We start from the raw sequence: 25,344 nt of genomic DNA, 5'->3' as shown, positions 1-25,344 counted from the left end.
ACCGGGGATCAAGCGGTGCGGGCCGGGCGGCGGGCCAGAGGGCTCAGACCGCCGACACCTGCGGCAGCACCTCGGCCGCGATCAGCTCCAGGTGCTCCAGGTCGCCCATGTCGAGGACCTGGAGATAGAGCCGCTCCGCGCCCATCTCGGCGAACCGGCCGATCTTGTCCACGATCTCCTGCGGCGTGCCCGCCAGCCCGTTGACGCGCAGCTCGCCGACCTCGCGGCCGATGTTCGCGGCCCGCCTGGCGATCTCCGCCTCGTCCCGCCCGGCGCAGACGACCTGCGCCGCCGACAGCAGGACGGTCTCCCGCCCCGCGTCGTCGCATGCCCGCCTGACCCGGTCGAAGGCCGCGGCGGTGTCCTCGGGGAGGTGGAACGGCACGTTGTACTCGTCGGCGAACCGCGCGACCAGCCGCGGGGTCCGCTTGGCGCCGCCGCCGCCGATGATGACCGGCGGCCGGGGCCGCTGCGCCGGCTTGGGCAGGGCGGGGGAGCCTTCCAGCCGGTAGTGCGCGCCTTCGTACGAGAACGGCTTGGCCGCCTCCCACAGCCCTGTCACGATCTCGAGCTGCTCCTCAAGGCGCTCGAACCGCTCCCCCAGGGAGGGGAAGGGAATTCCGTACGCCGTGTGCTCCTCCTCGAACCAACCGGTGCCGAGACCCAGCTCCACCCGGCCGCCGCTCATCTGGTCCACCTGGGCGACGCTGATCGCCAGCGGGCCGGGCAGCCGGAACGTCGCGGCGCTCACCAGCGTGCCGAGCCGGATGGTCGAGGTCTCCCTGGCCAGGCCGGCCAGGGTGATCCACGCGTCAGTGGGGCCGGGCGCGGGGTCTCCTTCACCCATCCGCAGATAGTGGTCGGACCGGAAAAAAGCGTCGAATCCGAGCCGCTCGGCGGCCTGTGCCACCTTGAGCTGGTCGTCGTAGCTCGCCCCCTGCTGGGGCTCAGTGAAGATCCTCAATTTCATCCGCCCATTATCCCCTCCCCCATGTGCCGGGCTTGCTAGAGTGCGAGCCGCCTGTGCGCACTGTAGTCGTATCGCAACTCAGGGTGGTGAGCGTGGACTCCGCACGTCATTCCCGCGAAGCGGGCCGCCCTCCGCGATCCCTCGTCCTCCTGGCGTCGGCCGCGCTCGTCGCGGGCACCGGCGGGGCGCTGTGGGCGCTGCCCGCGGCCCCGCCCGGCGGGTGGAACGTCTCGTCGGGCGTGATGCCGGGGACCGGGCCCGCCGGGGACCGGACCCCCAGCCCCGCGACATCGGAGACGCTCGTCGCCGCGCGGCAGCCGGTCACCGCGTCGCCCACCCCGCCCGCGGCCCGCTACCGGGCCTTCCTCTACGCCGCGGGCAGGCCGCACCCCGAATTGGCGGCGGCGGGCGTGCGCTCGTTCGCCATGGGTCACATCGTCGTCGGCCCCGGTGGCTGCGCCCCGCACTGGGCGGGCGTCCGGCCGCGCGGCGGGGAGGCCGTCGCCGCACGGATCCTCCGCGTGCGGGCCGAGGGCGGCGAGGTATGGCCGTCGTTCGGCGGGCCGTACGGGCAGGAGCTGTCGGTCACGTGCGAGGACCCGGCGCTGCTGCGCTCGGCCTACCGGCGGGTCGTCACCGCGCTCACCGCTCCCGGCGTCGACTTCGAACTCGCGGACCCGGCGGATCCGGCCGGGGAGCCGGGATGGGCCGGCGCGGCGGACCCGGACGGCGAGGCCGTCGTCCGCCGCCGCGCCGCCGCGCTCGCCCGCCTGCAGGAGGAGGCCCGGACCGGGGAGATGCCGGCCGGCTCGCTGCGGGTCACCTTCACGGTCCCCGCCTCCCGCGACGGCCTGAGGCCGGCCGACCAGGAGGCGTTGCGGATCACCCGGGAGGCGGGAGTCGAGATCGACTCTGTCGGCCTGCTCGTGCCGGTGGACCCCGGCCCTGCCACGCTCCACGGCCTGGCCGTCGCGGTCCGGGCGGCGCGCCCGCAGATCGCCGCCGCGCTGGGCGTCCCGCCCGACGCGGCGTGGCGGCGCATGGGGCTGACGCCCGTCCTGTCCGGCTCCGGCGACCTCGGACCGGGCGACGCGGCGCGGCTGGCCGCGTTCCGCGCGCGCAGCGGCCTGGCCTGGCTGTCCCTGCGCGGCGCCAGGCCGGCCGACGACGTCGTACGGATCCTGGCCCGGCCCGACCGGGGTGTCGCCCTCCCCGAGGTCACGCCCGGCACCCCGCCCGTACGCCCCTGGTGACCCTGCCGGCCCGTGCGCCCGGCGACGCCGGGGTCAGTCCCTGACGAGCAGCGCCACGCACTCCACGTGGTGGGTCATCGGATACTGGTCGAAGGCCCGCAGTTCCTCCAGCCGGTAGCCGTGCCCGGCGAACCAGGAGACGTCCCTGGCCAGGGTGGCCGGGTCGCACGAGACGTAGACGACGCGCGACGCCTCGAGTTCGGCGACACGATCGACCACGGAACGGCCGAGGCCCGACCGGGGCGGGTCGGCCACCACCAGATCGGCCCGTTCGATCCGCAGCCGGTCAAGCGCCTCCTCGACCCTGCCGCGCTCGATCTGCGCCTGCGGCAGGTCGCGCAGGTTGAACCGGGCGTCCTGCGCCGCCTGCGGCTCCGACTCGATGCCGAGCACCGCACCCTCCGGGCCGACTGCCTCGGCCAGCACGGCCGCGAACAGACCGGCGCCGCAGTACAGGTCGAGCGCCCACTCCCCCTGCTGTGGCCGGCCGAGGCCGAGCACCGCGTCGAGCAGCGTGGCCGCGGCGCCGGGGTGCACCTGCCAGAACCCGCTCGCGGTGACCCGGAAGTCGCGTTCGCCCACCCGCTCGGTCAGCGAGGCCCGGCCGCGCAGCGCGCGGGTGCCCCGCCTGCCCTCGTCGAGCAGGACCGCGGCGTCCACGTCGGGGACGACCGCCCTGCGGCGCGGCTCGGGTTCCACGATCACGGCGCGCTCGCCGCCGGAGGCCGCCACCACCTCGACCGAGGCGGCGCCAGGCCAGGCGAGGCGTTCCGCGCCGACGGCCTCCACGCCGGGGTGCGCGATGAGGCACTCGGTGATGTGCTCGATCTCGTGCGACCGGTGCCTGCGCAGCCCGGCCGTGCCGTCCCGGTCCACGGCGAACCGTACGCGGGTGCGCCACCCGAGGCCGTCCTCCGAGCCCGGCACCTCCTCGACCACGACCTTGAGGTCAAGGCCCGCCAACCGCCGGAACTGCTCGGCGACGACGTCGGCCTTGAGCCGGCGCTGTGCCTCCAGCGACGCGTGCTGCCAGTCGCAGCCGCCGCACCGGCCCGGGCCGGCGAACGGGCAGGGTGGCGTGACCCGGTCGGGTGAGGGCTCCAGGATCTCCACGGCGTCGGCCCGCAGGAACCGCGCGGTCTCCTCGGTCACCTCGGCCACGACCCGCTCGCCGGGCAGGGCATGCCGGACGAACACCACCCGGCCCTCGTGCCTGGCCACGCACCAGCCGCCGTTGGCGACGGCGTCCACCGTCAGTTCGAGCCGTCCCTTGTTCATCCGGTCGGCCTCTCTCATATAGATCATCGGTCTTGAGTCGTGCGGCACGCCGCAACGGTCGCAGGGAGGACGGATCGTCACATCTTGATCTGCGTGTCCTTCGACGGCGGGTGGTAGGAGCGGCGGGAGGCGCCGGGCGCGGCCGGCTCCCTGCGGCCCTTGAGGCGGTCGGAGGAGGCGAGCTGGAACGGCACGCTCGTGACCATGACTCCGGGCTTGAACAGCAGGCGGCCCTTGAGCCGCAGCGCGCTCTGGTTGTGCAGGAGGTGCTCCCACCAGCGGCCGACCACGTACTCGGGAATGTAGACCGTCACGACGTCGCGCGGCGAGCGCCGCCGCAGCGACTTCACGTACTCGAGCACGGGACCGGTGATCTCCCGGTACGGCGAGTCGAGGATCTTCAGCGGCACCTCGATGCCGCGCCGGTCCCATTCCTCCCTGAGCCTGTTCGCCTCGTCGGCGTCCACCATGACGGTCACGGCCTCCAGACTCGACGGGCGGGTCGCCCTGGCGTACGCGAGCGCGCGGAGCGTGGGCTTGTGGACCTTCGAGACGAGCACGATCGCGTGGTTGCGGGCCGGCAGCATCGACTCGTCGACCTCGCTCTCCTCCGGCGCGGCAAGCTCCTCCGCGACCCGGTCGTAGTGCCGCCTGATGCCCTTCATCATGAGGAAGAGCACCGGCATCGCGATGCAGACGATGTAGGCGCCGTGTGTGAACTTGGTGGCGAGCACGACGACGAGCACCAGCCCGGTCAGGACCGCGCCGACGCCGTTGATGAGCCGCGAGCGCATCATGTTGAACCGCGTCCTCGCGTCGCTCTCGGTCCTCAGGTGGCGGGTCCAGTGCCGGACCATGCCGATCTGGCTGAGGGTGAAGGAGACGAACACCCCGACGATGTAGAGGTTCAGCAGCTTGCTCACGTCCGCGTCGAACGCCCAGATCAGCAGGCAGGCGCCGGCGGCGAGAATGACGATGCCGTTGCTGAAGGCGAGGCGGTCGCCCCGGGTGTGGAGCTGGCGAGGCAGGTAGCGGTCCTGGGCGAGGATCGACCCGAGCACGGGGAAGCCGTTGAACGCGGTGTTGGCCGCCAGGAACAGGATGAGGGCGGTCACTCCGGCGATCAGGACGAACAGCACAGAACCGTGCCCGAAGACGGCCGACGCGACCTGCGCGATGATCGGCTGCTGGTAGTAGCCGGGCCCGGCCGGCTGGCCGTTGATGACGATGTCCCTGAACGCCGTGGCGGGGTCGGCCATCTTCACCCCGGACTCCAGGCCGAGGAAGATGATCCCGCTGAACATCGTGACCGCGATGAGGCCCATCATCAGCAGCGTCGTCGCGGCGTTCTTGCTCTTGGGCTTGCGGAAGGCCGGCACGCCGTTGCTGATCGCCTCGACACCGGTGAGCGCCGCGCAACCGGAGGAGAAGGCGCGCAGCACCAGGAACGCCAGCGCGAAGCCGGCCAAATCCGCCTGCTCGGCGATGAGCGTGTAGCCCGCCGTGGGGGCGCGCAACTCCTCGCCCAGCACGAGCAGGCGGAACAGGCCCCAGAGGATCATGCCGATGACCGCCGCCATGAAGGCGTAGGTCGGAACGGCGAACGCGACACCCGACTCCCGGATGCCGCGCAGGTTCATGATGGTCAGGAGTACGACGATGGCTATCGCCACCAGGGGGCGATGTTCCGCGACGAAGGGAATCGTCGCGCCGACGTAGTCGGCTCCGTTGGCGACCGACACCGCCACGGTCAGCACGTAGTCGACGAGCAGCGCGCTCGCGACGGTCAGCCCCGCCGTCGGTCCGAGGTTCGTCGTGGCCACCTCGTAGTCGCCGCCGCCGCTGGGATAAGCGTGCACGTTCTGCCGGTAGGACGCCACCACGACGAGCATGACGAGGACGACCCCGCCCGCGACCCACGGGCTGATGCTGTAGAGGCCCACTCCGGCGATCGACAGGATGATGAGGATCTCCTGCGGCGCGTACGCCACAGAGGACAGTGCGTCACTGGCGAACACCGGCAGCGCCACGCGCTTGGGCAGCAGCTGGTGGTGGAGCGCGGTGCTTCGCAGAGCCCGCCCCACGAGGAGCCGCTTGACAAGATCTGGCGCCTTGGACACGTCTGTTGAGCCTAGTCCCCCCGTGCCGCGCCCGAGTCATGCGGTGTGTCATGAGGGCGACATACTGTTCTGCATTAGGAGACCGCCACAACCCACGGCGGGGGAGCATGCATATTGTGATCATGGGATGCGGACGGGTCGGCTCGACCCTGGCGCACATCCTTGAGGACAACGGGCACTCGGTCGCCGTGATCGACCGTGACCCGCAGGCGTTCCGGCGGCTGCGGGCGGGCTTCCGCGGCCGCAGGGTGACCGGCATCGGTTTCGACCGCGACGTGCTCGAAGAGGCCGGCATCGCCTCGGCCGCCTCCTTCGTCGCCGTGAGCAGCGGCGACAACTCCAACATCATCTCCGCCCGGGTGGCCCGCGAGATGTTCGGGGTCGACAACGTGGTCGCCCGCATCTACGACCCCCGCCGGGCCGAGGTCTACCAGCGGCTCGGCATCCCCACGGTGGCGACGGTCCGCTGGACCGCAGACCAGATCCTGCGCCGGGTGCTGCCGGAGGGCGCCGAGCCTCTCTGGCGGGACCCCACCGGCACGGTCGTCCTCGCCGAGGTGGCCTTCCACCAGGGCTGGATCGGCACCAGGGCCAGGGACATCGAGAGCGTCACCGGCGTGCGCGTGGCCTTCCTCAACCGCATGGGCGAGGCGGTCGTGCCGAAGGACGCGACCGTCGTCCAGGAGGGAGACCTCCTCCACGTGGTCGCCGCCGAGAACGACATGGACCGCATCAACAAGGTGCTGTCCGCCCCGCCGTCGGACGAGGAGCACTGATGCGCGTCACCATCGCCGGCGCCGGAGCCGTCGGCCGCTCCATCGCGGCGGAGCTCCTGGAGAACGGCCACCAGGTCCTGCTCATCGACATCGACCCCCACGCCATCAAGATCGACAGCGTGCCGCGGGCCGAATGGCTGCTCGCCGACGCCTGCGAGATCTCCTCGCTGGACGAGGCCGGGCTGAACACCTGCCAGGTCGTGATCGCCGCCTCCGGCGACGACAAGGTCAACCTCGTGGTCTCGCTGCTCGCCAAGACCGAGTACGGCGTGCCGCGCGTGGTCGCCCGGGTCAACCACCCGAAGAACGAGTGGCTGTTCAACGAGTCGTGGGGCGTGGACGTCGCCGTCTCCACCCCGCGCCTGCTGTCGGCCCTGGTCGAGGAGGCGGTCAGCGTCGGCGACCTGGTGCGCCTGATGACCTTCCGGCAGGGCCAGGCCAACCTGGTCGAGCTCACCCTGGCGGATGACGCGCCCGTGGTGGGCCAGCGGGCGGGCTCGGTGCCGTGGCCGGTGGACGCCGCGCTCGTGGCGATCCTGCGCGAGGGCCGGGTGCTGGTCCCCTCGGCCGACGACCCGCTGGAGGCCGGCGACGAGTTGCTGTTCGTGGCCAGCCAGGAGGTCGAGCACGAGCTGACCCATCTGCTGTCGGCCCACGGACGTTCCTGACCCCGCGCGAACACGCGAAGGCCCCGGGCACGCGCCCGGGGCCTTCGCGTGTGTCACATCAGACGGACGGCTGCGCGGGTGGCTGCACGGGCTGCTGCACGGGCGGCTGGACGCCGGGCTCGATCGGCGTGCGGCCCCGGGCCAGGACCCACACCATCGCGGCCAGCGCCGCCACCTGCAGCGGCCAGCCCAAGGCGATCTTGGCCACACCGAGGGCGGTCACCTGGTCCGCCCAGTAGAGCGGCAGCTGGATCACCACCCGCAGCAGGCAGGGCAGCATGAGCAGCCACGTCAGCCGTGAGCACAGCCGGACCAGCGCGGAGTCGTTGTGCCAGGCCGTCGGGTCGCCGGTCACGGAACCGATCAGGAACCCCACGACCGGCCAGCGGACCACGATCGACAGCAGCATGCCCGCGGCGTACGCACCGTTGTAGAGGATCCCCGGCAGGAACACGTCCTTGGCGTCGCCGGTGCGGGTCGCGAAGAACGCCCCGATGCCGATCCCGACGAGGCTGTTGAGCACGAACTGCGGCGTCGTACGCTGCGCGAGCCGCAGCAGGAGGAGCACCACCGCCGAGGCGATGCCGACGATCAGGGATGCCTTCAGCTCGTTGGTGCCCACCCACGTGCCGGTGAAGGCGATCGTGGGCACGGCCGCCTCGACGATCCCGCGCCTGCCGCCAAGCGCCTTGCTCATCTGGGCACGAACGGCCGCCTCTACGGTGGCGTGCGCCGCGGGGGCCGTCATGTCCGCTGTGCTCATACGGTCTCCTGAGAGATCAAGGGCCACCGGCCGGGCGTAGCTCGTAACGGGGGTTGAACATGACCTTGCGGCCGTCCTGGACGCTGACCAGTCCTTCGGCCCGCACCACCCGGCCGGGCTCGATGCCGGCGATCTTCCGGCGGCCGAGCCAGACCAGGTCGATGACGTCCGATCCGTCGTACAGCTCCGCCTCGAGGGCGGGCGCGCCGCCGCGTGGACGGAGGGTGACGGTGCGCAGCGTGCCCGCGACACAGGTGCGCTGGCGCTCACCGCACCGGGCGATGGGTGTGGCCCCCTGCTCCTCCAGGTCCTCCTGGAGCTCGGCTGCCTCCAGCTCGGCCTGGCTGGTGGTCAGCCGTCGGAAGAAGCCCCGCAGTCCGCCTCGTTTGGCAGGCTCCGGCGTGCCCATCGGTCACTCACCCAGCTTCCTCCCCCTCCAGGGGGATTCATCGTCCCGGCTTCCAGCCTAGGTCGTGTCCGACACGTCATGCCCTGGCCGCGCGTGCGCCCAGGCTCGCGACAGGCGGCATTCGTCGGACGCTCCCTGGGCCCGTCATTTCCCACCGCAGCATACGTGAGCCTCGTGCGGGTCATAAGGACGGCCGGGGCAGGGCTTGCTCCCCGATTCGGTCAACCGGCGCACCGACCCCGCCGGGGTCAGCGGATCTCGCTGATCTCGGGACCACGCTCGAACGGCCGGAGCTCCTCCTGGCGGGCCCCCTGCTCCTCCATGGCCTGCCGCGCCTCGGCGGGCAGGCGGAGCTGGATCGCCTCCTTGGGCGGCATCGGCTCGTCGCCGCGCACGACGACGATGCCACGCACGACGTCCTCCAGGATCCGCGCAGCCTCCGGGTCGACCGCCGCCCTGCCGCTGATGACGGCACGCAGGAACCAGCGCGGCCCGTCGACACCGACGTAGCGCACCGGCTGCCGTCCCTGCGCCTGGCCCTGGGCGGGCACCTCGGCCGCGATCTCGGGGCCGAACGGGCCGTCCCTGTCCTCGGCCGATCCTCCGGCGGCCACCACCTCGCGGGCGAGCTCGGCCCGCACCTCGTCCCAGATCCCGCTGCGCTTGGGCGCGGCGAACGCGTTCACCTGCAGCGCGCTCTCCTCGACCAGGACGATCACTCCGTCGACCTGGTCGCCCGCCATGCTGAGCTGGATCTCGAACCCCGGGCCGACGGGCAGGCGCAGGCCCCCCAGGTCCACCCGCTCGGCCTCCGGATAGTCGTCGGCGGAGTCCCAGGGGCCGCTCGTCCGCGCCGGGTCGAGGGCCTCCTTCCGCATGACGGCTGGTGCGGTCTCCTCCTCCACACGTCGCCGGCGTCGCAACACTTGTCTCACTCTCCTCGCATCGTGGCCCGTTTCCCGGGCCCCGCGTGTCAGCTCCCGGTCGAGCCGAACCCGTTCGTGCCCCGTACGGAGCCGGGCAACCGGTCGACCTCGTAGAACGCCGCCCGTTCGACCCGCTGGACGACCAGCTGGGCGATGCGGTCGCCGCGCCTGAGCCGCACCGCGTCCTTGGCGTCGGTATTGATCATCGTCACCCTGATCTCGCCCCGGTAGCCGGCGTCGATCGTGCCCGGCGCGTTCACCAGCGTGACGCCGTGCCGGGCCGCCAGGCCCGAACGCGGATGGACGAAGGCGGCGTAGCCGTCCGGCAGCGCGATGGCCACGCCGGTCCGCACGACCGCCCGCTCACCGGGCAGCAGTTCGACGTCCTCCGCCGCGTACAGGTCGGCTCCCGCGTCGCCCGGATGGGCGTACGACGGGAGCGGAAGGTCCGGGTCCAGCCGGTGGATCAGGATCTCGACGCTCATCTGGCGGCCTCGATCCCGCGAACGGCGGCCGTGGCGCGTGCCCCGTCTTGCGTGCGGCGGCTCATGCCGCCTCCCCGTCTTCCGCCCGGAGTCCGGTCGTGCCGGAGGCGCGCGATCCAGCACCCCGCCGGGAGCCGTGTTCCCTGGTTCGCTCGCTACGCTCGCTCATGAGGCAAGACCCTACCCGTTGTGCCGGGGGACACCGCCTCTCCCGCTCCGGTCGAGGGGCGCGCCGCCGGCTCCGGTTCCCGCCCGCCGCGCTCCGGGGAGCCGGGCTCCGTGTCCGGGGAAGCGGACTCCGCGGCCGGGGAGCCGGGCTCCGCTTCCGCGGGCAGGGCCCGCGCGGCGCCGGGCTCCTCGTCCGGGGGCCCCTCCTCCCCTCCCCCGGGCGCGGCGTCTCCGGCCGGTGGCTCGATGGCGGGCTGGCCCCGGCGCAGCTCGGGCAGCGCGCGGTAGATGACCGCCGTGAGCGGCACGGCAACCACGGCGCCTCCGATGCCGCCGAGCACGCCGCCCACCGCGAGGACGAGGATGATCGCCAGCGGGTGGAACTCCAGGGCCCTGCCGACGATGAGCGGCTGGAGCACGTGGTTCTCCAGCTGCTGCTCGACCACGAGGATGCCGACGAAGATCAACGCGTAGACCCAGCCCTGGGAGCCGAAGGTCACCAGCGTCGCGATGGCTCCCGCCAGCAGGATGCCGACGACCGGGACGAAGCTCGCCAGGAAGACGAGCACCGCCAGCGGCGCCCACAGCGGCACCCGCATCCCGGCGAGCACCACCCCGATCACGAGCCCGTGGATGGCCGCGACCGCCACCGTGCCGTGCACGTAGTGGGAGATCGTCGCCCATGCCGCCCGGCCGGCCCGGTCCACCCGCGGCGCGGTGTCGCCGAACGCGCGCAGGAACCAGGCCCAGATCCGGTCGCCATCCTTGAGCAGGAAGAAGGTCACGAAGAGCATCAGCACGATCGAGGTGAGCACCTCGATGACCGCGGTGGCCCCGCTCAGCACCGTGCTGGTGATCTGGCTTCTGTACTGGGTGACCTGGCTGCCGAGCTGGTCCACGAAGTCGGCGATCTGCGCCTCCTTCAGCTGGAGGGGGCCGTGCAGCAGCCAGTCCTGGACGTTGCGCGCGGTCTCCTGGATCTGCAGGACCAGCCGGGGGAACTCCTCGTTCGCCCGCACGCCGATCAGGTATCCGATGCCCCCGATCAGCGCGAGGCCCAGCAGCATCGTGACCCACGTCGCGTAGATCGGCCGGAGCCCGGCGACGCGCAGCCGCCGGGTCAGCGGGTACAGCAGGGCCGCGAGCAGCAGCGCCACGACCACCGGCATGACGACGAAGCTGATCCTGCCGATGATCTGCCACAGGAAATAGATCATCGCGCCGAGCAGCAGCAGCCGCCAACTCCACGCGGCCAGCGCGGCCAGGGTCGGCGGGACCCTCTCCTGAGTACTGCGGTTAGACGGGATCACGGGTCCAGCCTGGCATGTCGGCGGGCACGGCGCGCGGTCGTTTTACCCGTGGTTGGCGATCGGTTCGGTGTCATCCGGCCGGCCGCCGCCGTGCCCGGGGGTGGCGTCGTCAGGCGGTCAGCTCCGCGACCGCGTCAAGCGGCGCGTCACCTGGTTCGAGGACGAACTCCTCGACGTTGCCCGCCGCGCACAGGTCGTCCTGGCCCAGCCGGACCAGCTCCGCCCGGTCCCCCGACACAGTCAGCCGCGAGACCTCCGCGCGCATCGACAGCCGCGCCCCCGACTTGGCCCGCCGTACGTCGCGGAGCACCTCGGCGACGGCGTCGAGCACCGCGGGATCGCCGAGCCGCGCCTCGGGCAGCTCGCCGGCGGACGGCCAGGCGGCGCGGTGCACCGAGCCCTCCCGCCACCACGACCAGACCTCCTCGGTCACGAACGGCAGGAAGGGCGCGAACAGCCGCAGCAGCACGCCGAGCGCCCGCCGCAGCGCGGCGACGGCGGAGGCGTCCCCGGCGTACGCGCGGGCCTTCACCAGCTCCAGGTAGTCGTCGCAGAACGACCAGAAGAACCTCTCGGTCCGCTCCAGCGCCCGGGTGTAGTCGTACGCCTCGAACGCCTCGGTGGCCTCGCCCACGACCGCCCCCAGCGCGGCCAGCATGGACAGGTCGACCGGCTCGGTGACCTCGCCGCCGCCCTCGGACCGGAATCCGAGCACGAACTTCGACGCGTTCAGGACCTTGATGGCCAGCCGGCGGCCGATCTTGATCTGCCCGGTGTCGAACGCCGTGTCGGTGCCGGGACGCCCGCTCGCCGCCCAGTAGCGGACCGCGTCGGAGCCGTACTCCTCCAGCAGGCCCATGGGCGTGACCACGTTGCCCTTGGACTTCGACATCTTCTTGCGGTCGGGATCGAGGATCCATCCCGAGATCGCCGCGTGCCGCCAGGGCAGCCCGCCGTGCTCCAGGTGCGACCGCACCACCGTCGAGAACAGCCAGGTACGGATGATCTCGTGGGCCTGGGGCCGCAGGTCCATCGGGAAGACGCGGCGGAACAGGTCGTCGTCGCGCTCCCACCCGGCGGCGATCTGCGGGCTCAGCGAGGAGGTCGCCCAGGTGTCCATGACGTCGGGGTCGGCGACGAAGCCGAGCGGCTTGCCCCGCTGGTCCTCGGTGTAGCCGGGAGGCACGTCGCTGGACGGGTCGACGGGCAGCGACGACTCCGGCGGGACGATCGGCGCCTCGTGGATCGGCTCGCCCTCGGCGTCGAGCGGATACCAGACCGGGATCGGCACGCCGAAGAACCGCTGGCGGGAGATCAGCCAGTCGCCCGCCAGGCCCTCCACCCAGTTGTCGTACCTGACCCGCATGTGCGGCGGGTGCCACTCCAGCTCCCTGCCGCGCTCCAGCAGTTCGGCGCGCAGCCGCGCGTCCCTGCCGCCGTTGCGGATGTACCACTGCCGGGTGGTGACGATCTCGAGCGGGCGGTCGCCCTTCTCGTAGAACTTGACGGGCCGCCGGATCCCGCGCGGCTCGCCGTCCAGGTCGCCGGACTCGCGCAGCATCTCCGTCATGCGCTCGCGCGCGCTGTGCACCGTCTTGCCCGCCAGCTCCGCGTACGGCTCGGCGGGCACGCCCTGCGGCGGCTCGGGGAGCAGCCTGCCGTCCCAGCCGATCACCGGGCGGGTCGGCAGGTCCAGCTCGCGCCACCAGACGACGTCGGTGACGTCGCCGAACGTGCAGATCATCGCGATGCCCGAGCCCTTGCCCGGCTCGGCGAGGCGGTGGGCCACGACCGGCACCTCGACCCCGAAGACCGGGGTGCGGACGGTGGTGCCGAACAACGGCTGGTAGCGCTCGTCGTCGGGGTGGGCCACCAGCGCCACGCAGGCCGGGATCAGCTCGGGGCGGGTCGTCTCGATCCACACCGTGTCCTGCGCGCCGTCCTGCGCGCCGTCCACGCGCCGGAACCCGACGCGGTGGAAGGCGCCGGGCCACTCCCGGTCCTCCAGCTCGGCCTGGGCCACGGCCGTGCGGAACGTCACGTCCCACAGGGTCGGGGCCTCGGCGACGTACGCCTCGCCGCGGGCGAGGTTGCGCAGGAACGCCCGCTGGGACGCCGCCCTGGCGCCCGCGTCGATGGTCGCGTAGGTCATCGACCAGTCCACCGACAGGCCGAGACGGCGCCACAGCTCCTCGAACGCCTTCTCGTCCTCCGCGGTCAGCCGCTCGCACAGCTCGATGAAGTTGCGCCGCGAGATCGGCACCTGCCGCTTGGCGTCCGGCTTCTCCGGCGGCGTGAAGTCCGGGTCGTACGGCAGGGAGGGGTCGCAGCGCACGCCGAAGTGGTTCTGCACGCGGCGCTCGGTGGGCAGGCCGTTATCGTCCCACCCCATCGGGTAGAAGACCTCGCGCCCCCGCATCCGCTGGTAGCGGGCGATCGTGTCCGTGTGCGTGTAGGAGAAGACGTGCCCCACATGGAGGGACCCGGACACGGTGGGCGGCGGGGTGTCGATGGAGTAGACCTCGTCCCTGCCCCGGGACCGGTCGAACCGGTAGGTGCCCTCGGCCTCCCAGCGTTCTACCCATACCGCTTCCAAGCCGTCGAGTGTGGGTTTCTCGGGCATGGCTGCGGGGAGTCGCTGTTCGGTCATGCCACCACATGGTATGGCGTGGACCGCTACCCCGCGCGGAGACACTAAGGTCGTTATCGAGGAGGAATCATGGCGGACATGGCTCGGGAGGCCAAGCGCGAACTCGGCGCGATGGAGAAGCCCGACATGCAGTGGCGTATCGTCGGCGGCCTGCTGGGCTTGGCGGTCGGCTTCTGCTCGCGCAAGGCGCTGGCGTTCGGGTGGGAGAAGGCCACCGGCAAGAAGCCGCCGGCGAGCGTCGACTCGCCCGAGATCGGGCTCGGCGAGGCGATTGCGTACGCCGTGGTGATGGGTTTGGGCATGGAGATCACCCGGATCGTCGTCACCCGGTCGGCCGCGAAGAAGTGGCGCAACTGGAAGGACGCCGCCCGGGATCTCACTCCGTAGGGGCCACCCTCTCCCCGGACTCCAGGGCGGTGAGGAAGTCGCTGGCCCACCTGTCCACGTTGTAGGTGGCGACCCTGCGCCTGAGCGAACGCATCCGGCGTCCCAGCTCGTGCGGGGTCGCCCGCATCGCCGCCAGCATCGTCCGCTTCATGCCGTCGATGTCGTACGGGTTGACCATGTAGGCCTGGCGCATCTCGTCGGCGGCGCCGGCGAACTCGCTCAGCACGAGCGCCCCGCGCAGGTCGTGGCGGCAGGCGACGTACTCCTTCGCGACGAGGTTCATGCCGTCGCGCAGCGGCGTGACGACCATGACGTCGGCCGCCAGATAGAGCGCCGCGAGCTCCTCCTTGTTGTACGACTGGTGCAGGTAGGAGATCGGCATGCGGCCGAGCATGCCGTGCTCGCCGTTGATGCGGCCCACTCTGAGCTCGATGTCGTTGCGCAGCCGGATGTACTCGGCGACGCGCTCGCGGGTGGGCGTGGCGACCTGGACGAAGACCGCCTCGTCCGGCTTGATCGCGCCGTCATCGAGCAGCTCGCCGAACGCCTTGAGCCGCTGGCCGATCCCCTTGGTGTAGTCGAGCCTGTCGACGCCGAGCAGCACGTGCTCGGGATCGCCCAGCTCGGCGCGGATCTCCTTGGCCCGCTCCTGGACGCGCGGTTCGCGGACGAGCTGGTCCAGCTCGCCGAAGTCCACCGAGATCGGGAACGACTCCGCGCGCACGGTGCGGTCTTCGAGGTGGATCTCGTTGCGGAGGTACTGCACGCCGAGCAGGCGGCGGCACAGGCGCATGAAGTTGGCGGCGCCGCCCGGCCGCTGGAAGCCCACGAGGTCGGCCCCGAGCAGGCCCTCCAGGATCTCGTTACGCCAGGGCAGCTGGTAGAACAGCTCACCCGGCGGGAACGGGATGTGCAGGAAGAACCCGATCTTCAGGTCGGGCCGCAGCTTCCGCAGCATCGCGGGCACGAGCTGGAGCTGGTAGTCCTGCACCCACACGACCGCGCCGGGCGCGGCGGCGTCGGCGGCCGCGCGTGCGAACCGGTCGTTGACCGCCCGGTAGGCGTCCCAGAGCACACGAGAGTAGACGGGGGTGGCGACCACGTCGTGGTAGAGGGGCCACAGGGTGGCGTTGGAGAAGCCCTCGTAGTAGAGCTCGACCTCGAGCTCGGACAGCGGGACGGGGATGAGGTGCATGCCGTCGTGGTCGAAGGGCTTCAGCTCCTCTCCGCCCGCCCCGGTCCAGCCGAGCCAGGCGCCGTCACGCCGTTGCATCACGGGCGCGATGGCGGTGACGAGCCCTCCCGGGCTGCGCCGCCACTCGTTCTCGCCCACGCGATCGACCGGCAGCCGGTTCGCGACGATCAGAAACGAGCTGGTTCCACGCATGCATCCCCTCCAGGTGGTCGCCTGTGACCACCATACGGAAAGTCACCAGCTACCCCCATACCCGTAAGGACGTGCACAATTCCCACCGGTTGTTGTGAGAATGATCTCACGCAGCTCACCCCGGGTCGGCAAGTGGTTTAGACCAATTGGGTGACACTTCCCTACCCGGAAGATCAGGACGGCCGGAGACCGCCGATTGGGACGGTCAGCTGGGCTGATGCGCGTTTTCGCGGGCCGTACGGAGAGGGGGGCGCGGGCCGCGGACGTTCAGGAGGGGCGGCCCCGTATCGGGGGTGCTGGAAGGGGTCAGCCCTTGATCGGGGACGTGTGACCGGTGGGCAGCGCCTGCTGGCGGCGCAGGTCCGCGCGGACGGCGGCGGCGAGCTTCTTGGTGGCGACCCGGTTCAGCGCGCCGCCGGCCACGGCGCCGGTGAGGAAGGGCCCGAGCGTGGTGAGGTGCCGGCCGAGCGTGCGCATCAGGCGGTTACGCAGCGCGGTCTTGGCGGCGGCGCCGAGCGCCAGCGTGGCCGAGCCGGGGGCGAGGGGGTTGACGCCCCGCTGCTTGGACCAGGCGAGCGCGAACGCGGCAGCCCTCTGGCTGCCGTTGCCGGGGACCCGGACGCCGTACACCTCGTGCAACTCCGCGAGAAGCTTCACTTCGATGGCCGCGACGACCAGCGTCTCGGCCACGATCTGGGCGGGTGCGGACAGCAGGAGCGGCGGCGCGGCGAACTCGGCCGCGGCGAGCGCTCCGCCGAGGGCGCCGACGGTGGTCGTCGCCTTCGCGGCGGTGCGCACGAGGTCGTCGGCGAGTTGCTCGCCGGTGAGCCCGTAGTGGTGTTCCCGGAGGGTCTCGAGGTCCCTGACCGGTAACCGCGGAGCGATGTTCATGAAGATGTCCGCGAGCCATCGGCCCCGGCCCACTCCACTTTCCCGCGCCTTCCCCGCGGACCGTGCCAGAGCACCCCCGAGGCGGCCGAGCAGCCGACGCCGCTCGGCCCCGTCCGTCTCCTCAGAGGCGACGAGCTTGCCGACCAGGTCGGCGACCTCGTTGTTTGAATCATCCGCTGCTGAAGTCACGGACCCTCCCAAGGGTCTCCTAGGCGGCGCACTCGCGGCAGACCTGCTGGCCGTTCTTCTCTGATGCCAGCTGGCTGCGGTGGTGCACCAGGAAGCACCGCGAGCAGGTGAACTCGTCGGCCTGGCGAGGTATCACCCGCAGCGAGAGCTCCTCGTTCGACAGGTCCGCCCCTGGCAGCTCGAGCGACTCGGCGAGATCGGTCTCGTCGATGTCGATGCTGCCCGACGACTTGTCACTCCTACGCGCCTGCAGTTCCTGGAGACTGTCCTCATTGATGTCGTCGTCGGTCTTACGCGGGCTGTCGTAGTCGGTAGCCATCTGCTACTCCATCCCCCTCATCTATCTGCCTGCGCCTGTGTCGCGCGTGGATAACGCTCGAGAGGCCGATGTTGTGCCCGCGGGGGCCGGTAAATTGTGCAATCGGTACCCGCTTGGACGAACACTGAACCTCCCGACACGCGAGGGGCCTCCCGCCGGAAGCTGCGGTTAGCCAAATATGGCGAAAACCACAGTATCGGCGGGTATCCCTACCGCGTTCGACGGCACATCCAACCACATGTACGGCGCGCTCGCTCCATCAGCGCGCCGACTGTGGCATCCCCGGAGACGTCCCGCTCCCGGATAGGCGCACCGTCACCACGAGGCCGCCCCCGTCTCGGGGAACGGCGGCGACCGTCCCGCCGTGCGCGCGGACGATCGCGCGAACGATGGACAGGCCGAGACCCGCGCCCTTGGCGGACTGGACCCGGTCGGCATTCAAACGCCGGAACGGCTCGAAGAGACTCTCCACCTCGTACGCGGGAACGTGCGGTCCCGTGTTCGCGACCTGAACAACCGCACCCCCGTCGACAATTCCCGTCCGCACCCATACTTTCCCGGTCTCACCAAGATTGTGTTTGATGCCGTTTTCGACCAGGTTCGAGACGCAGCGTTCGATCAGCACGGGGTCGCCCGTCGTGGCCGCCGGATGGAGGTCGTGCTCCACCGTGACGCCCTCCTCCGCGGCGAAGGGGGCCAGTTGCTCCACCGCCGTCCTGGCGACCTCCTGGACGTCCACGGGCTTGCGCACCGACAGCTCGCGCTCACTGCGGGCGAGCAGGAGCAGGCCCTCGATCAGCCGCTCGTTGCGGGCGGTGGTCCCGAGGAGCGTGCGTCCGAGCACCTTCAGGTCATCCGAGGCCTCGGGGTCGGACAGCGCCACCTCGAGGACCGTGCGGTTGATCGCCAGTGGCGTGCGCAGCTCGTGCGAGGCGTTGTCCACGAACCGGCGCTGCGCGTCGAAGGCGGTGTTGAGCCGGGTGAGCATGGCGTCGAAGGTGTCGGCCAGCTCCTTCAGCTCGTCGTCCGGGCCCTGCAGGGCGATGCGCTCGTGGGCGAGCGAGGTCTCCGACAGCTTGCGCGCGGTCGCCGTCATCTTCATGACCGGCCGCAGCGCCCGGTCGGCCACGAGATAGCCGAGCATCAGGGCGAAGATCCCGACGCCCAGCAGCGCCAGCAGCGACCGCTTCAGCAATTCGCCGCGCGCCGCCGCGGTCACCGCGGCCTGCGACTGCGCGAACTGCCTGTTGACCTGGTCGACCCACTCCTGCGGCACGATCCCGCTCGGAAGATAGATCTTCGGCACGTTCTGCCAGCCGGCGTCGATCGCCTGGCCCACGAGCACGTACATGACCATGACCAGCAGCGCGCCCGCGACGAAGACCAGTGCGGCGTACGTGAGGGTCAGGCGCCACCGGATGCTGACGCGGTTCTGCAGCGACCTGATCTCGTCGAGCAGCTTGCCCCGCTGCACCGGGTGGGCGACCAGCGGCGGCGGCCCGTCCCAGGCGGGCGGGCCGCTGGGCGGCGGCGGCACCTGGCTGCGGTAGGGGCCGGTGCCCATCGGGTTCGTCATCCTGCGGGCGGGACCCACCGGCTGCGCACCCGGCGAGGCCGGCGGCGAGCCGGGTTGGGGTCCCGCCTGGCCCTGACCCGGCGCGGCGGGGCCGGCTCCGCCGGGCGGCGGGAGGATCCGCGGCGTCCCCTCGGAGGCGTCACGTGGTTCTGTCACAGGACCCCCTCCCCCGGGGAAGCGCTGGAGACGGCGGCGCGGATCGTCACAGCCGGTACCCGACGCCCGGCACGGTTTCGATGACCGGCGGGTCGCCCAGCTTCTTGCGCAACGTCATCATGGTCACCCTGACCACGTTGGTGAACGGGTCGATGTTCTCGTCCCACGCCTTGTCGAGCAGGTCCTCCTGGCTGACGACGGCGCCCTCGGCCCGCATCAGCTCCTCCAGCACCGCGAACTCCTTCTTGGTGAGGTGGATCTCCGCCCCGTCCCTGGTCACCTGACGCTTGCCGGGGTCGAGGCGGATGCCCGCGCGTTCGAGCACGGGCGGCAGCGGCGGCGCCGACCTGCGGCCGAGAGCGCGCACCCGGGCCACGAGTTCCATGAACACGAACGGCTTGGCCAGGTAGTCGTCGGCGCCGATCTCCAGCCCCTCGACCTTGTCGTCCACGTCGCCCGCCGCCGTCAGCATGATGATCCGGGAGGCCGACCGCTGGGCGACCAGGCGGCGGGCCACCTCGTCACCGTGCACCCTGGGCAGGTCACGGTCGAGCACGATCACGTCGTAGTCGATGTAGCCGGTCTTCTCCAGAGCGGCGGCGCCGTCGTAGGCGACGTCCACCGCCATCGCCTCCCGGCGAAGGCCGGTGGCGATCGCGTCCGCGAGCACCCGCTCGTCCTCCACCACAAGCACGCGCATCAAGTCCTCCTAGCTGGCGTGACGCCCTCATTGTGGTCATAAACGGCGTAAGCCGCCGGTAAGCGGTCCCGGCGCTCTACGTGGCGTAGGGCACACAAATTCATAGGTTTATGGTCGGTCCAGACATGGGTAAGGCAGGTGACACCCTCCATTGTCGTGTGCCGGGGAAGGCCGTGCTCCCATCGCGGGACCAGTGCCGACGCCCCCGTGACACGTTTCGCCCCCTGAGAAAGAAGGTGAGATGGGCGAGTTCACGACCACGATCGAAACCAGGCTCGACCAGGCCTACAAGGGTCTTGAAGAGGCCACCACGAGCGGGGACGACTTCCTCGCCGACACCCTCACCGCCGAGATCGAGGATCTGCACCGTCTCGCCGAGGATCACGGCATCTCCATCCCGCGCTGATCGCTACGAACACTGACGAGGGGCCCGCCGATGGCGGGCCCCTCGCCTGTCCGGGGTCGTTTCTTCGCGCCCGTACGCCGCGCCGCGTTACTCGCGCTCGGGGCATGAGCGTTACTCGCGCTCGGGGCGTGAGGCGCTACTCGCGCTCGGGGTCGAGCGGGACGAGCAGGTCGTGCAGTTCCTCGAACAGCCCCGGGGCCGCGCACAGGACCATCTCGGGGCTGACCGGCCTGCCGTTCAGGCCGCCGATCCGGGCCCCCGCCTCCACGGCGATCAGGCCGGCCGCCGCGTGGTCCCAGTAGTTGGCGCCGCGCTCGTAGTAGGCGTCGACCCGGCCCGCCGCGACGGAACAGAGGTCGATCGCGCAGGAGCCGCCCCGCCTGATGTCCCTGACCCTCGGCACCACCTGCGCGACCACCTCGGCCTGCACCCGGCGGCGGGCGGCGCCGTAGCCGAAACCGGTCGCGACGAGCGCCCGGTCGAGCGGGACACCGGTGTTGCAGCGCAGCCGCTCCCCCTTCAGCCACGCGCCCCCGCCCTTGGACGCCGTGAACAGCTCGCCGCGCGGCACGTTGTGCACCACCCCCGCGACGATCTCGCCGTCCACCTCGACGCCGATGCTCACCGCCCAGTCGGGCATGCCGTACAGGAAGTTGACCGTGCCGTCGATGGGGTCGACGACCCATCGGACGCCGCCCTCGCCCGGGGTGTCGCCGCCTTCCTCGCCGAGGATCGCGTCGCGCGGCCTGGCCTCGGCGATCCTGCCGCGGATCAGCTCCTCCGCGGCCCGGTCGAGGGCGGTGACCACGTCGGTGGGGCTCGACTTCGTGGCGAGCACCTCGGGCCGCGCGGGCCGCTTGGCGAGGAGCATCTGGCCGGCCTCCTCCGCTATGCCGGCCGCCAGCTCCAGCAGTTCCTCCGCCCGCGCCCGGTCCTGCCGGTGCTCACGCTCGTCCATCCTCGCCTGCCCCCTCGTCGTACGTGCTCGTGAACCGAAGCGCGGCCGGCACCCGGACCGGGCACCGGCCGCACGGACGACATCCTCCCAAACCAGGATGTGCCGCCACTCGACGGTCAGCTCAGGGACGGCGGCCGGGTCCACTCCCCGCCCAGGACGTGCTGCGAGAGGAAGGCCAGAACGGTCTCGTACCAGGCGATCGCGTTGCCGGGTTTGAGCACCCAGTGGTTCTCGTCGGGGAAGTAGAGGAACTTCGACTCGACGCCGGAGCGCTGAAGGTCCCACCACAGGCGGAGCCCCTCGCCGATCGGCACGCGGTAGTCCTTGTCACCGTGGATCACCAGCATCGGCGTCCTGATCTCGCCGAGCCACCGGTGGGGCGACAGCCGGGCGTAGCGGGCGGACCCCAGTGCGCCGAACTCCCGCTGCCAGAAGTTCGCGCCGTCGGTGGTGCCCGCGAACTGGTCCAGATGCCACAGGGAGGCGTGCGTCACGATGGCGCGGAACCTGTCGGTGTGCCCGGCGATCCAGTTCGCCATGTAGCCGCCGAACGAGCCGCCCATCGCGGCCGTCCGCTGCTCGTCGATCTCCGGCCGCTTGAGGCACTCGTCCGTGATCGCCATGAGGTCGGCGTGGGTCACCGGTCCCCAGTCGCCCCAGCCCCGCTTGATCATGTCCTGGCCGTACCCGGTGGACATGCAGGGGTCGGGCAGCAGCACGGCGTAACCGTGCCTGGCCATGATCCAGGGGTTCCAGCGCCAGTTCCAGTCGTTCCAGCTCGACACGGGGCCGCCGTGGACCCACAGCAGGAACGGCGCGGGGTCCTCGGCGGTCGCCTCCGCGGGCACGACGAGCCAGCCGCGGATCTCGGTCCCGTCCTCGGCCGTCGCGGTCACCTCGGTCAGCCTGCCGGGCAGGTCGAGCCGCGGCGTGGGCGACGGCAGCGCCGTCACGGAGCCGTCGGCGGCGATCCGCACCGGCCGCGGCGGCGAGTCGATCGCGCCGCGCAGGGCGTAGACCGTGCCGTCAGGGGCGGGGCACAGCTCGGCGTAGGCGCCGTCGTCCGCGGTCACCCGAGTGACCGCACTGTCGAGGGCGACGCGGAACACCGGCCGGCGGCCCTGGTGGTCGGCGGCGAAGAAGAGCTCTCGCGAGGAGTGCGCCCACGAGACCGACGTGGGGAAGACCTCGGCGGCGACCGCGCGTCCCTCGCCCGTCTCCAGGTCGATCACCCACAGGTCGAGCGAGATCGGCGTCTCCTCCGTGCCGTGCCGCTCCCGCAGGCAGGCGACCATGCGCCCGTCGGGCGACACGACGACGGGACCGCCGAAGTCGTGCTCGTCCGACGTCGCGAGCGTGCGCCGGGACCCGTCCGCGACGTCGATCGCGACGAGGTCCCACCGGACGTCGCCCTTCGGGAGCGGCGTCCGCCAGGTCGCGACCACGGTGCGCCCGTCCGGGGTGACGTCGAACGACATGTTCTCGTCCAGCGCGCCGCCGGGCTCGGGCGTCAGGTCGCGCACGTCCTCCAGGCCCTCGCCCGCGGCGCGGCCGGCGAAGATCCGGGTGTGCTCCGTGCCGAGGTCGTGGTCCCAGGAGCGGACCGGGTAGCCCTCGTGCAGGATCGCGGTCACCCCGGCCTCGTCGCGGGCCTTGCGGCGCTCCTCCTCGGTGGCCGCGTCGCCGGGCAGCACCTCGGAGGTGAGGACGACCGTGCCCCCCGCCGCCCGCACTCCGGAGATCCCGCCGGGACGGGTGGCGACGCGCACCGGCTCGCCGCGCTCGGGCAGCAGCCACAGCGCGGCGGTGTCGCCGCCGCTCTCCTTGGCCGTCTCGTCGGCCCTGCGGGAGACGAAGAACAGCGTCCCGTCGGCGGCGAACTCGGCTCCCGCCTCTCCCTTCGCCGACCTGGTCAGCCTGCGGGGCTCGCCTCCCGGGTCCTGGGGAACGTCCCAGAGGGCGGTGCCGTACGACTTGCCGTCCGGGCTGAGCGACTGAACCACGGCCACGAGCCGAGTCCCGTCGGGCGACAGCCGGAGGGAGTTCACGCGCGGCAGGGCCGTGTATTCGCGGATGTCCGGAAATTGGCTCATCGCTCGAACTTACTCCCAGACGCATCGCCCACCCAACCTGTTAAGGCGCGGGCCGGACTGTCGCACCCCCCGCGTATGGTGTGGCGCATGGGGAGCACCAACGGATACGACGCCCTGCTCGTCGTCTCCTTCGGAGGGCCGGAGAAGCCCGAGGACGTCATGCCGTTCCTGGAGAACGTCGTGCGCGGCCGGGGGGTGCCGCGGGAGCGCCTGCTGGAGGTCGAGGCGCACTACCAGAGGTTCGGCGGGGTCAGCCCGATCAACCGGCAGTGCCGTGACCTGATCGCAGCGCTCGACGTGGACCTGCCGGTCTACCTGGGCAACCGCAACTGGCACCCGTTCCTTGAGGACACGGTCCGCCGGATGAGGGAGGACGGCGTGCGCAAGGCGGCGGCCTTCGTCACCGCGGCCTACAGTTCCTTCTCGAGTTGCCGGCAGTATCTCGACGACATCGCCCGCGCCCGCGCCGCCGTCCCCGGCGCCCCCGAGATCGTCAAACTGCGTCACTACTACGACCATCCCGGGTTCGTCGCGGCGATGGCCGACCACACCAGAGATGCGCTCGACCGGCTCCCCGAGGGCGCCCGCGAGGGGGCCAGGCTCGTCTTCACCGCGCACAGCATCCCCGTCTCCATGGCCCGTACGGCGGGGCCCGCGGGCGGCGCGTACGAGGCCCAGCTCAGGCGGACCGCCGAACTGGTGACGGCCCAAATCGGTGAGGCACGGCTCTGTGACGCACGGCTCGGCGAGGGCCGGGCCTGGGACCTGGTCTGGCAGAGCCGCAGCGGCCCGCCGCAGGTGCCCTGGCTCGAGCCCGACGTCTGCGACCACCTGGAGGCGCTGCACGCCGAGGGCGTGCGGTCGGTCGTCCTGGTGCCCATCGGTTTCGTCTCCGACCACATGGAGGTCGTCTACGACCTCGACACCGAGGCGGCGGCCACGGCCGAGAAGCTCGGCATGGCCCTCACCAGGGCCTCGACGGCGGGCACCCATCCCCGGTTCGTGTCGATGGTGGCCGAGTTGCTCGCCGAGCCGGAGCCCGCGCCGTGCCCGGCGACCTGCTGCCCGGCGCCCGTGCGGCCCGCCCGCACGGCGGCGGAGTGACGGCCTACGCCGACAGGGTCCCGGCGACACGACGACGGCCGGTGAGGCGGCCGGGTGCTCCTCGTCAGGAGGCGTACGCGCGGGCGTAGGCGTCCGCGAGCGAAAGCACCTTGTTCACGTAGTCCCAGGAATGGTTGTAGAACCACACGGCCTTCCTGAGCTTGTCTCCGCCGGCGCCGGCGCCGTTCGCGCACAGGTAATTGGCGGCCGACGGCACCGCGTCGTACGGGCTCCAGATGTCCGCCTCGCCGTCGCCGTCGCCGTCCACGCCGTACGCCTTCCAGGTGGCGGGCATGAACTGCATCGGCCCGAGCGCCCCGGCGGACGAGGGGCCGTTGTTGCGGCCGTGGCTGCTCTCGACCTGCCCGATCGCGGCGAGGACGGTCCACGAGAGGCCGGGGCAGACGGTGGCGGCCCGCTGGTAGAGGTCCAGATAGCTGCCGGGCCGCCCCACGAGGACCTGTCGCGGCGTGGCCGTGGCCCGCGGCGCCACCGCGGCCTGGCCGACCCTCACGACCTGGGCGTCCTTACCGAGCAGGCGCTTGACCGCCGTGTCGCTCACCTTGCCGGGATCACCGTGGACCAGCACCACGACACCGCTGGGGAAGCCGAGCCTGCGGCCCAGGTCCTGACTGACCAGCCCGTCCACACCGGGCAGCCCGAGCGAGGCCGAGGCCGCGACGCGCAGCCTGGGCCCGCGGTCGATCTGGTACTCCGCGCCGAGCACCATGCCGAGACGCTTGATCGTGGCCGCGTCGGCGACCAGTTCGCCCCTGGCGAGCGCGCTCCACACCTCCGGGTGGTCGGCCACGCGCTTGGGCGTCCACGAGCGGAACGTGGCGGGGTCGACCGCGAGCAGCCGCAGGGCCGAGCCCGACACGTGGACCGCACCGCCGTCGGCGACCACGACCTTCTGCACGTGCTTCAGCTTGGCGATCTTGAGCAGGGTGCGCTCCGGCACCCGCTTGGAGGCGATCGCCAGCAGGTGCGGCAGTGTGACCTGCACGCCAGGCCCGCCGACGACGGGGGAACTCGACGGCAGCGTGCGGTCGGGCACGAGGCTTCCCGCCGTCGCCCGCGCCGCCGGTCGGGGATCGCCCGCCGGCGCATCCGCCGTGTCCTGTCCCGCCCGGCCGCCACCCGCCGCCAGCGCGCCCCCGCCCGGCCAGGTGACCAGGAAGGCCGTGCCCGCGGTCATGACGCTCACGATCACGACGGCGAGGCCTGTCACGATCGGGCGGAGCCGCGCGGAGACGGTATGCCTTGGTGTCCTCACCTCAGCCCCTGCACCCCCGACGCGGAAAAATCACTTGCCCCATGATAGATGGGTAGGCGATAACCAAACCGCAGATAAACGCCGTCCGCGTGTCCCGGCTCACCCGGGACCGCCGCCGCAGTCGTA

Annotated in this window: 23 protein-coding genes; 6 read left to right on the top strand and 17 right to left on the bottom strand. The window is 71.7% G+C overall.

From position 1 onward, the window contains the following. Window positions 1–43 precede the first annotated feature (43 nt). Window positions 44–970 (bottom strand): LLM class F420-dependent oxidoreductase, encoded by a 927-nt coding sequence (locus HHX31_RS17840; RefSeq protein ID WP_169949418.1) that lies wholly within the window; start codon window positions 968–970, stop codon window positions 44–46. 92 nt (window positions 971–1,062) lie between these two features. Between HHX31_RS17840 and HHX31_RS17835 the strand changes: the two genes are divergently transcribed. Next, window positions 1,063–2,223 carry a hypothetical protein gene (locus tag HHX31_RS17835; protein ID WP_169949417.1) on the top strand — a complete coding sequence of 387 codons (1,161 nt, stop codon included), beginning with the start codon at window positions 1,063–1,065 and terminating at the stop codon, window positions 2,221–2,223. Between the two features lie 33 nt (window positions 2,224–2,256). Here the strand turns inward: HHX31_RS17835 and HHX31_RS17830 are convergent, their stop codons facing one another. Further along, on the bottom strand, window positions 2,257–3,519 hold the full coding sequence (locus tag HHX31_RS17830; protein ID WP_249346103.1) for a class I SAM-dependent RNA methyltransferase: 1,263 nt from the start codon (window positions 3,517–3,519) through the stop codon (window positions 2,257–2,259). 59 nt (window positions 3,520–3,578) lie between these two features. Continuing rightward, window positions 3,579–5,621 carry an APC family permease gene (locus HHX31_RS17825; RefSeq protein WP_169949416.1) on the bottom strand — a complete coding sequence of 681 codons (2,043 nt, stop codon included), beginning with the start codon at window positions 5,619–5,621 and terminating at the stop codon, window positions 3,579–3,581. A 107-nt stretch (window positions 5,622–5,728) separates the two neighbouring features. On the opposite strand from HHX31_RS17825, the gene HHX31_RS17820 reads away from it, so the two are divergent. Next, window positions 5,729–6,397: a TrkA family potassium uptake protein gene (locus HHX31_RS17820; RefSeq protein ID WP_169949415.1), complete on the top strand. Its 669-nt coding sequence runs from the start codon at window positions 5,729–5,731 to the stop codon at window positions 6,395–6,397. Then, on the top strand, window positions 6,397–7,065 hold the full coding sequence (locus tag HHX31_RS17815) for a TrkA family potassium uptake protein (protein ID WP_169949414.1): 669 nt from the start codon (window positions 6,397–6,399) through the stop codon (window positions 7,063–7,065). Before HHX31_RS17820 ends, HHX31_RS17815 begins: the two co-directional genes overlap by 1 nt. A 58-nt stretch (window positions 7,066–7,123) precedes the next feature. On the opposite strand, the gene HHX31_RS17810 is transcribed toward HHX31_RS17815, so the two are convergent. The 6 genes from HHX31_RS17810 to valS all read right to left on the bottom strand — a co-directional run bounded on the left by HHX31_RS17810 (window position 7,124) and on the right by valS (window position 13,776). Then, the gene (locus HHX31_RS17810; RefSeq protein ID WP_169949413.1) at window positions 7,124–7,828 is read right to left on the bottom strand and encodes a DUF3159 domain-containing protein; all 705 of its coding nucleotides are present in this window, start codon (window positions 7,826–7,828) and stop codon (window positions 7,124–7,126) included. A gap of 16 nt (window positions 7,829–7,844) precedes the next feature. Further along, entirely contained in the window at window positions 7,845–8,237 is a 393-nt protein-coding gene (locus tag HHX31_RS17805) for an OB-fold nucleic acid binding domain-containing protein (protein WP_142645508.1), read from the bottom strand. 248 nt (window positions 8,238–8,485) lie between these two features. Then, window positions 8,486–9,163 carry a DUF3710 domain-containing protein gene (locus HHX31_RS17800; protein ID WP_311931941.1) on the bottom strand — a complete coding sequence of 226 codons (678 nt, stop codon included), beginning with the start codon at window positions 9,161–9,163 and terminating at the stop codon, window positions 8,486–8,488. A 47-nt stretch (window positions 9,164–9,210) separates the two neighbouring features. After that, window positions 9,211–9,648 (bottom strand): dUTP diphosphatase, encoded by a 438-nt coding sequence (gene dut / locus HHX31_RS17795; RefSeq protein WP_169949412.1) that lies wholly within the window; start codon window positions 9,646–9,648, stop codon window positions 9,211–9,213. Between the two features lie 155 nt (window positions 9,649–9,803). Further along, a complete protein-coding gene (locus tag HHX31_RS17790; RefSeq protein ID WP_311931939.1) occupies window positions 9,804–11,126 on the bottom strand; it encodes an AI-2E family transporter in 1,323 nt (440 codons plus the stop codon). Between the two features lie 109 nt (window positions 11,127–11,235). Then, the gene (gene valS, locus HHX31_RS17785) at window positions 11,236–13,776 is read right to left on the bottom strand and encodes a valine--tRNA ligase (protein WP_169949411.1); all 2,541 of its coding nucleotides are present in this window, start codon (window positions 13,774–13,776) and stop codon (window positions 11,236–11,238) included. A 69-nt stretch (window positions 13,777–13,845) separates the two neighbouring features. On the opposite strand from valS, the gene HHX31_RS17780 reads away from it, so the two are divergent. Next, the gene (locus HHX31_RS17780) at window positions 13,846–14,163 is read left to right on the top strand and encodes a DUF4235 domain-containing protein (protein ID WP_169949410.1); all 318 of its coding nucleotides are present in this window, start codon (window positions 13,846–13,848) and stop codon (window positions 14,161–14,163) included. On the opposite strand, the gene HHX31_RS17775 is transcribed toward HHX31_RS17780, so the two are convergent. The 5 genes from HHX31_RS17775 to HHX31_RS17755 form a co-directional block, all read right to left on the bottom strand. After that, window positions 14,153–15,550: a trehalose-6-phosphate synthase gene (locus tag HHX31_RS17775; protein ID WP_169949409.1), complete on the bottom strand. Its 1,398-nt coding sequence runs from the start codon at window positions 15,548–15,550 to the stop codon at window positions 14,153–14,155. The genes HHX31_RS17780 and HHX31_RS17775 overlap by 11 nt on opposite strands. Window positions 15,551–15,856: 306 nt before the next feature. Further along, window positions 15,857–16,630 (bottom strand): hypothetical protein, encoded by a 774-nt coding sequence (locus HHX31_RS17770; protein ID WP_311931936.1) that lies wholly within the window; start codon window positions 16,628–16,630, stop codon window positions 15,857–15,859. Between the two features lie 19 nt (window positions 16,631–16,649). Continuing rightward, on the bottom strand, window positions 16,650–16,949 hold the full coding sequence (locus tag HHX31_RS17765) for a DUF4193 domain-containing protein (RefSeq protein WP_169949408.1): 300 nt from the start codon (window positions 16,947–16,949) through the stop codon (window positions 16,650–16,652). A 259-nt stretch (window positions 16,950–17,208) separates the two neighbouring features. Then, a complete protein-coding gene (locus tag HHX31_RS17760) occupies window positions 17,209–18,681 on the bottom strand; it encodes a HAMP domain-containing sensor histidine kinase (protein WP_311931933.1) in 1,473 nt (490 codons plus the stop codon). A 46-nt stretch (window positions 18,682–18,727) separates the two neighbouring features. Beyond that, window positions 18,728–19,381 (bottom strand): response regulator transcription factor, encoded by a 654-nt coding sequence (locus HHX31_RS17755; protein ID WP_169949407.1) that lies wholly within the window; start codon window positions 19,379–19,381, stop codon window positions 18,728–18,730. Window positions 19,382–19,622: 241 nt separating this feature from the next. Here HHX31_RS17755 and HHX31_RS17750 point away from each other — a divergent pair, with 241 nt between their 5' ends. Beyond that, the gene (locus HHX31_RS17750; protein WP_169949406.1) at window positions 19,623–19,787 is read left to right on the top strand and encodes a hypothetical protein; all 165 of its coding nucleotides are present in this window, start codon (window positions 19,623–19,625) and stop codon (window positions 19,785–19,787) included. A gap of 136 nt (window positions 19,788–19,923) precedes the next feature. Here the strand turns inward: HHX31_RS17750 and HHX31_RS17745 are convergent, their stop codons facing one another. Beyond that, window positions 19,924–20,745, bottom strand: a complete 822-nt coding sequence (locus HHX31_RS17745) for an inositol monophosphatase family protein (RefSeq protein WP_169949405.1) — start codon at window positions 20,743–20,745, stop codon at window positions 19,924–19,926. Between the two features lie 116 nt (window positions 20,746–20,861). Then, window positions 20,862–22,838 (bottom strand): prolyl oligopeptidase family serine peptidase, encoded by a 1,977-nt coding sequence (locus HHX31_RS17740; RefSeq protein WP_169949404.1) that lies wholly within the window; start codon window positions 22,836–22,838, stop codon window positions 20,862–20,864. Between the two features lie 87 nt (window positions 22,839–22,925). On the opposite strand from HHX31_RS17740, the gene HHX31_RS17735 reads away from it, so the two are divergent. Further along, window positions 22,926–23,942, top strand: coding sequence for a ferrochelatase (locus HHX31_RS17735; RefSeq protein ID WP_169949403.1), 1,017 nt, complete (start codon window positions 22,926–22,928; stop codon window positions 23,940–23,942). A gap of 64 nt (window positions 23,943–24,006) precedes the next feature. On the opposite strand, the gene HHX31_RS17730 is transcribed toward HHX31_RS17735, so the two are convergent. Then, on the bottom strand, window positions 24,007–25,140 hold the full coding sequence (locus HHX31_RS17730; protein ID WP_169949597.1) for a lytic transglycosylase domain-containing protein: 1,134 nt from the start codon (window positions 25,138–25,140) through the stop codon (window positions 24,007–24,009). Window positions 25,141–25,344: the final 204 nt, after the last annotated feature.

The organism is Microbispora sp. H11081 (assembly GCF_012999535.1).
GTDB lineage: Bacteria > Actinomycetota > Actinomycetes > Streptosporangiales > Streptosporangiaceae > Microbispora.
This window is presented reverse-complemented; position numbering and strand designations above follow the sequence as displayed.

What these genes read in the sequence shown, in the direction of transcription:
- HHX31_RS17735 (WP_169949403.1), top strand. Translation starts at nt 22,926, where the DNA reads ATGGGGAGCACCAACGGATACGACGCCCTGCTCGTCGTCTCCTTCGGA.
- HHX31_RS17810 (WP_169949413.1), bottom strand. Translation starts at nt 7,828, where the DNA reads ATGAGCACAGCGGACATGACGGCCCCCGCGGCGCACGCCACCGTAGAG.
- HHX31_RS17730 (WP_169949597.1), bottom strand. Translation starts at nt 25,140, where the DNA reads ATGACCGCGGGCACGGCCTTCCTGGTCACCTGGCCGGGCGGGGGCGCG.
- HHX31_RS17820 (WP_169949415.1), top strand. Translation starts at nt 5,729, where the DNA reads ATGCATATTGTGATCATGGGATGCGGACGGGTCGGCTCGACCCTGGCG.
- HHX31_RS17745 (WP_169949405.1), bottom strand. Translation starts at nt 20,745, where the DNA reads ATGGACGAGCGTGAGCACCGGCAGGACCGGGCGCGGGCGGAGGAACTG.
- HHX31_RS17815 (WP_169949414.1), top strand. Translation starts at nt 6,397, where the DNA reads ATGCGCGTCACCATCGCCGGCGCCGGAGCCGTCGGCCGCTCCATCGCG.
- HHX31_RS17755 (WP_169949407.1), bottom strand. Translation starts at nt 19,381, where the DNA reads ATGCGCGTGCTTGTGGTGGAGGACGAGCGGGTGCTCGCGGACGCGATC.
- HHX31_RS17740 (WP_169949404.1), bottom strand. Translation starts at nt 22,838, where the DNA reads ATGAGCCAATTTCCGGACATCCGCGAATACACGGCCCTGCCGCGCGTG.
- HHX31_RS17840 (WP_169949418.1), bottom strand. Translation starts at nt 970, where the DNA reads ATGAAATTGAGGATCTTCACTGAGCCCCAGCAGGGGGCGAGCTACGAC.
- valS (WP_169949411.1), bottom strand. Translation starts at nt 13,776, where the DNA reads ATGACCGAACAGCGACTCCCCGCAGCCATGCCCGAGAAACCCACACTC.
- HHX31_RS17750 (WP_169949406.1), top strand. Translation starts at nt 19,623, where the DNA reads ATGGGCGAGTTCACGACCACGATCGAAACCAGGCTCGACCAGGCCTAC.
- HHX31_RS17765 (WP_169949408.1), bottom strand. Translation starts at nt 16,949, where the DNA reads ATGGCTACCGACTACGACAGCCCGCGTAAGACCGACGACGACATCAAT.
- HHX31_RS17805 (WP_142645508.1), bottom strand. Translation starts at nt 8,237, where the DNA reads ATGGGCACGCCGGAGCCTGCCAAACGAGGCGGACTGCGGGGCTTCTTC.
- dut (WP_169949412.1), bottom strand. Translation starts at nt 9,648, where the DNA reads ATGAGCGTCGAGATCCTGATCCACCGGCTGGACCCGGACCTTCCGCTC.
- HHX31_RS17830 (WP_249346103.1), bottom strand. Translation starts at nt 3,519, where the DNA reads ATGAGAGAGGCCGACCGGATGAACAAGGGACGGCTCGAACTGACGGTG.
- HHX31_RS17780 (WP_169949410.1), top strand. Translation starts at nt 13,846, where the DNA reads ATGGCGGACATGGCTCGGGAGGCCAAGCGCGAACTCGGCGCGATGGAG.
- HHX31_RS17775 (WP_169949409.1), bottom strand. Translation starts at nt 15,550, where the DNA reads ATGCGTGGAACCAGCTCGTTTCTGATCGTCGCGAACCGGCTGCCGGTC.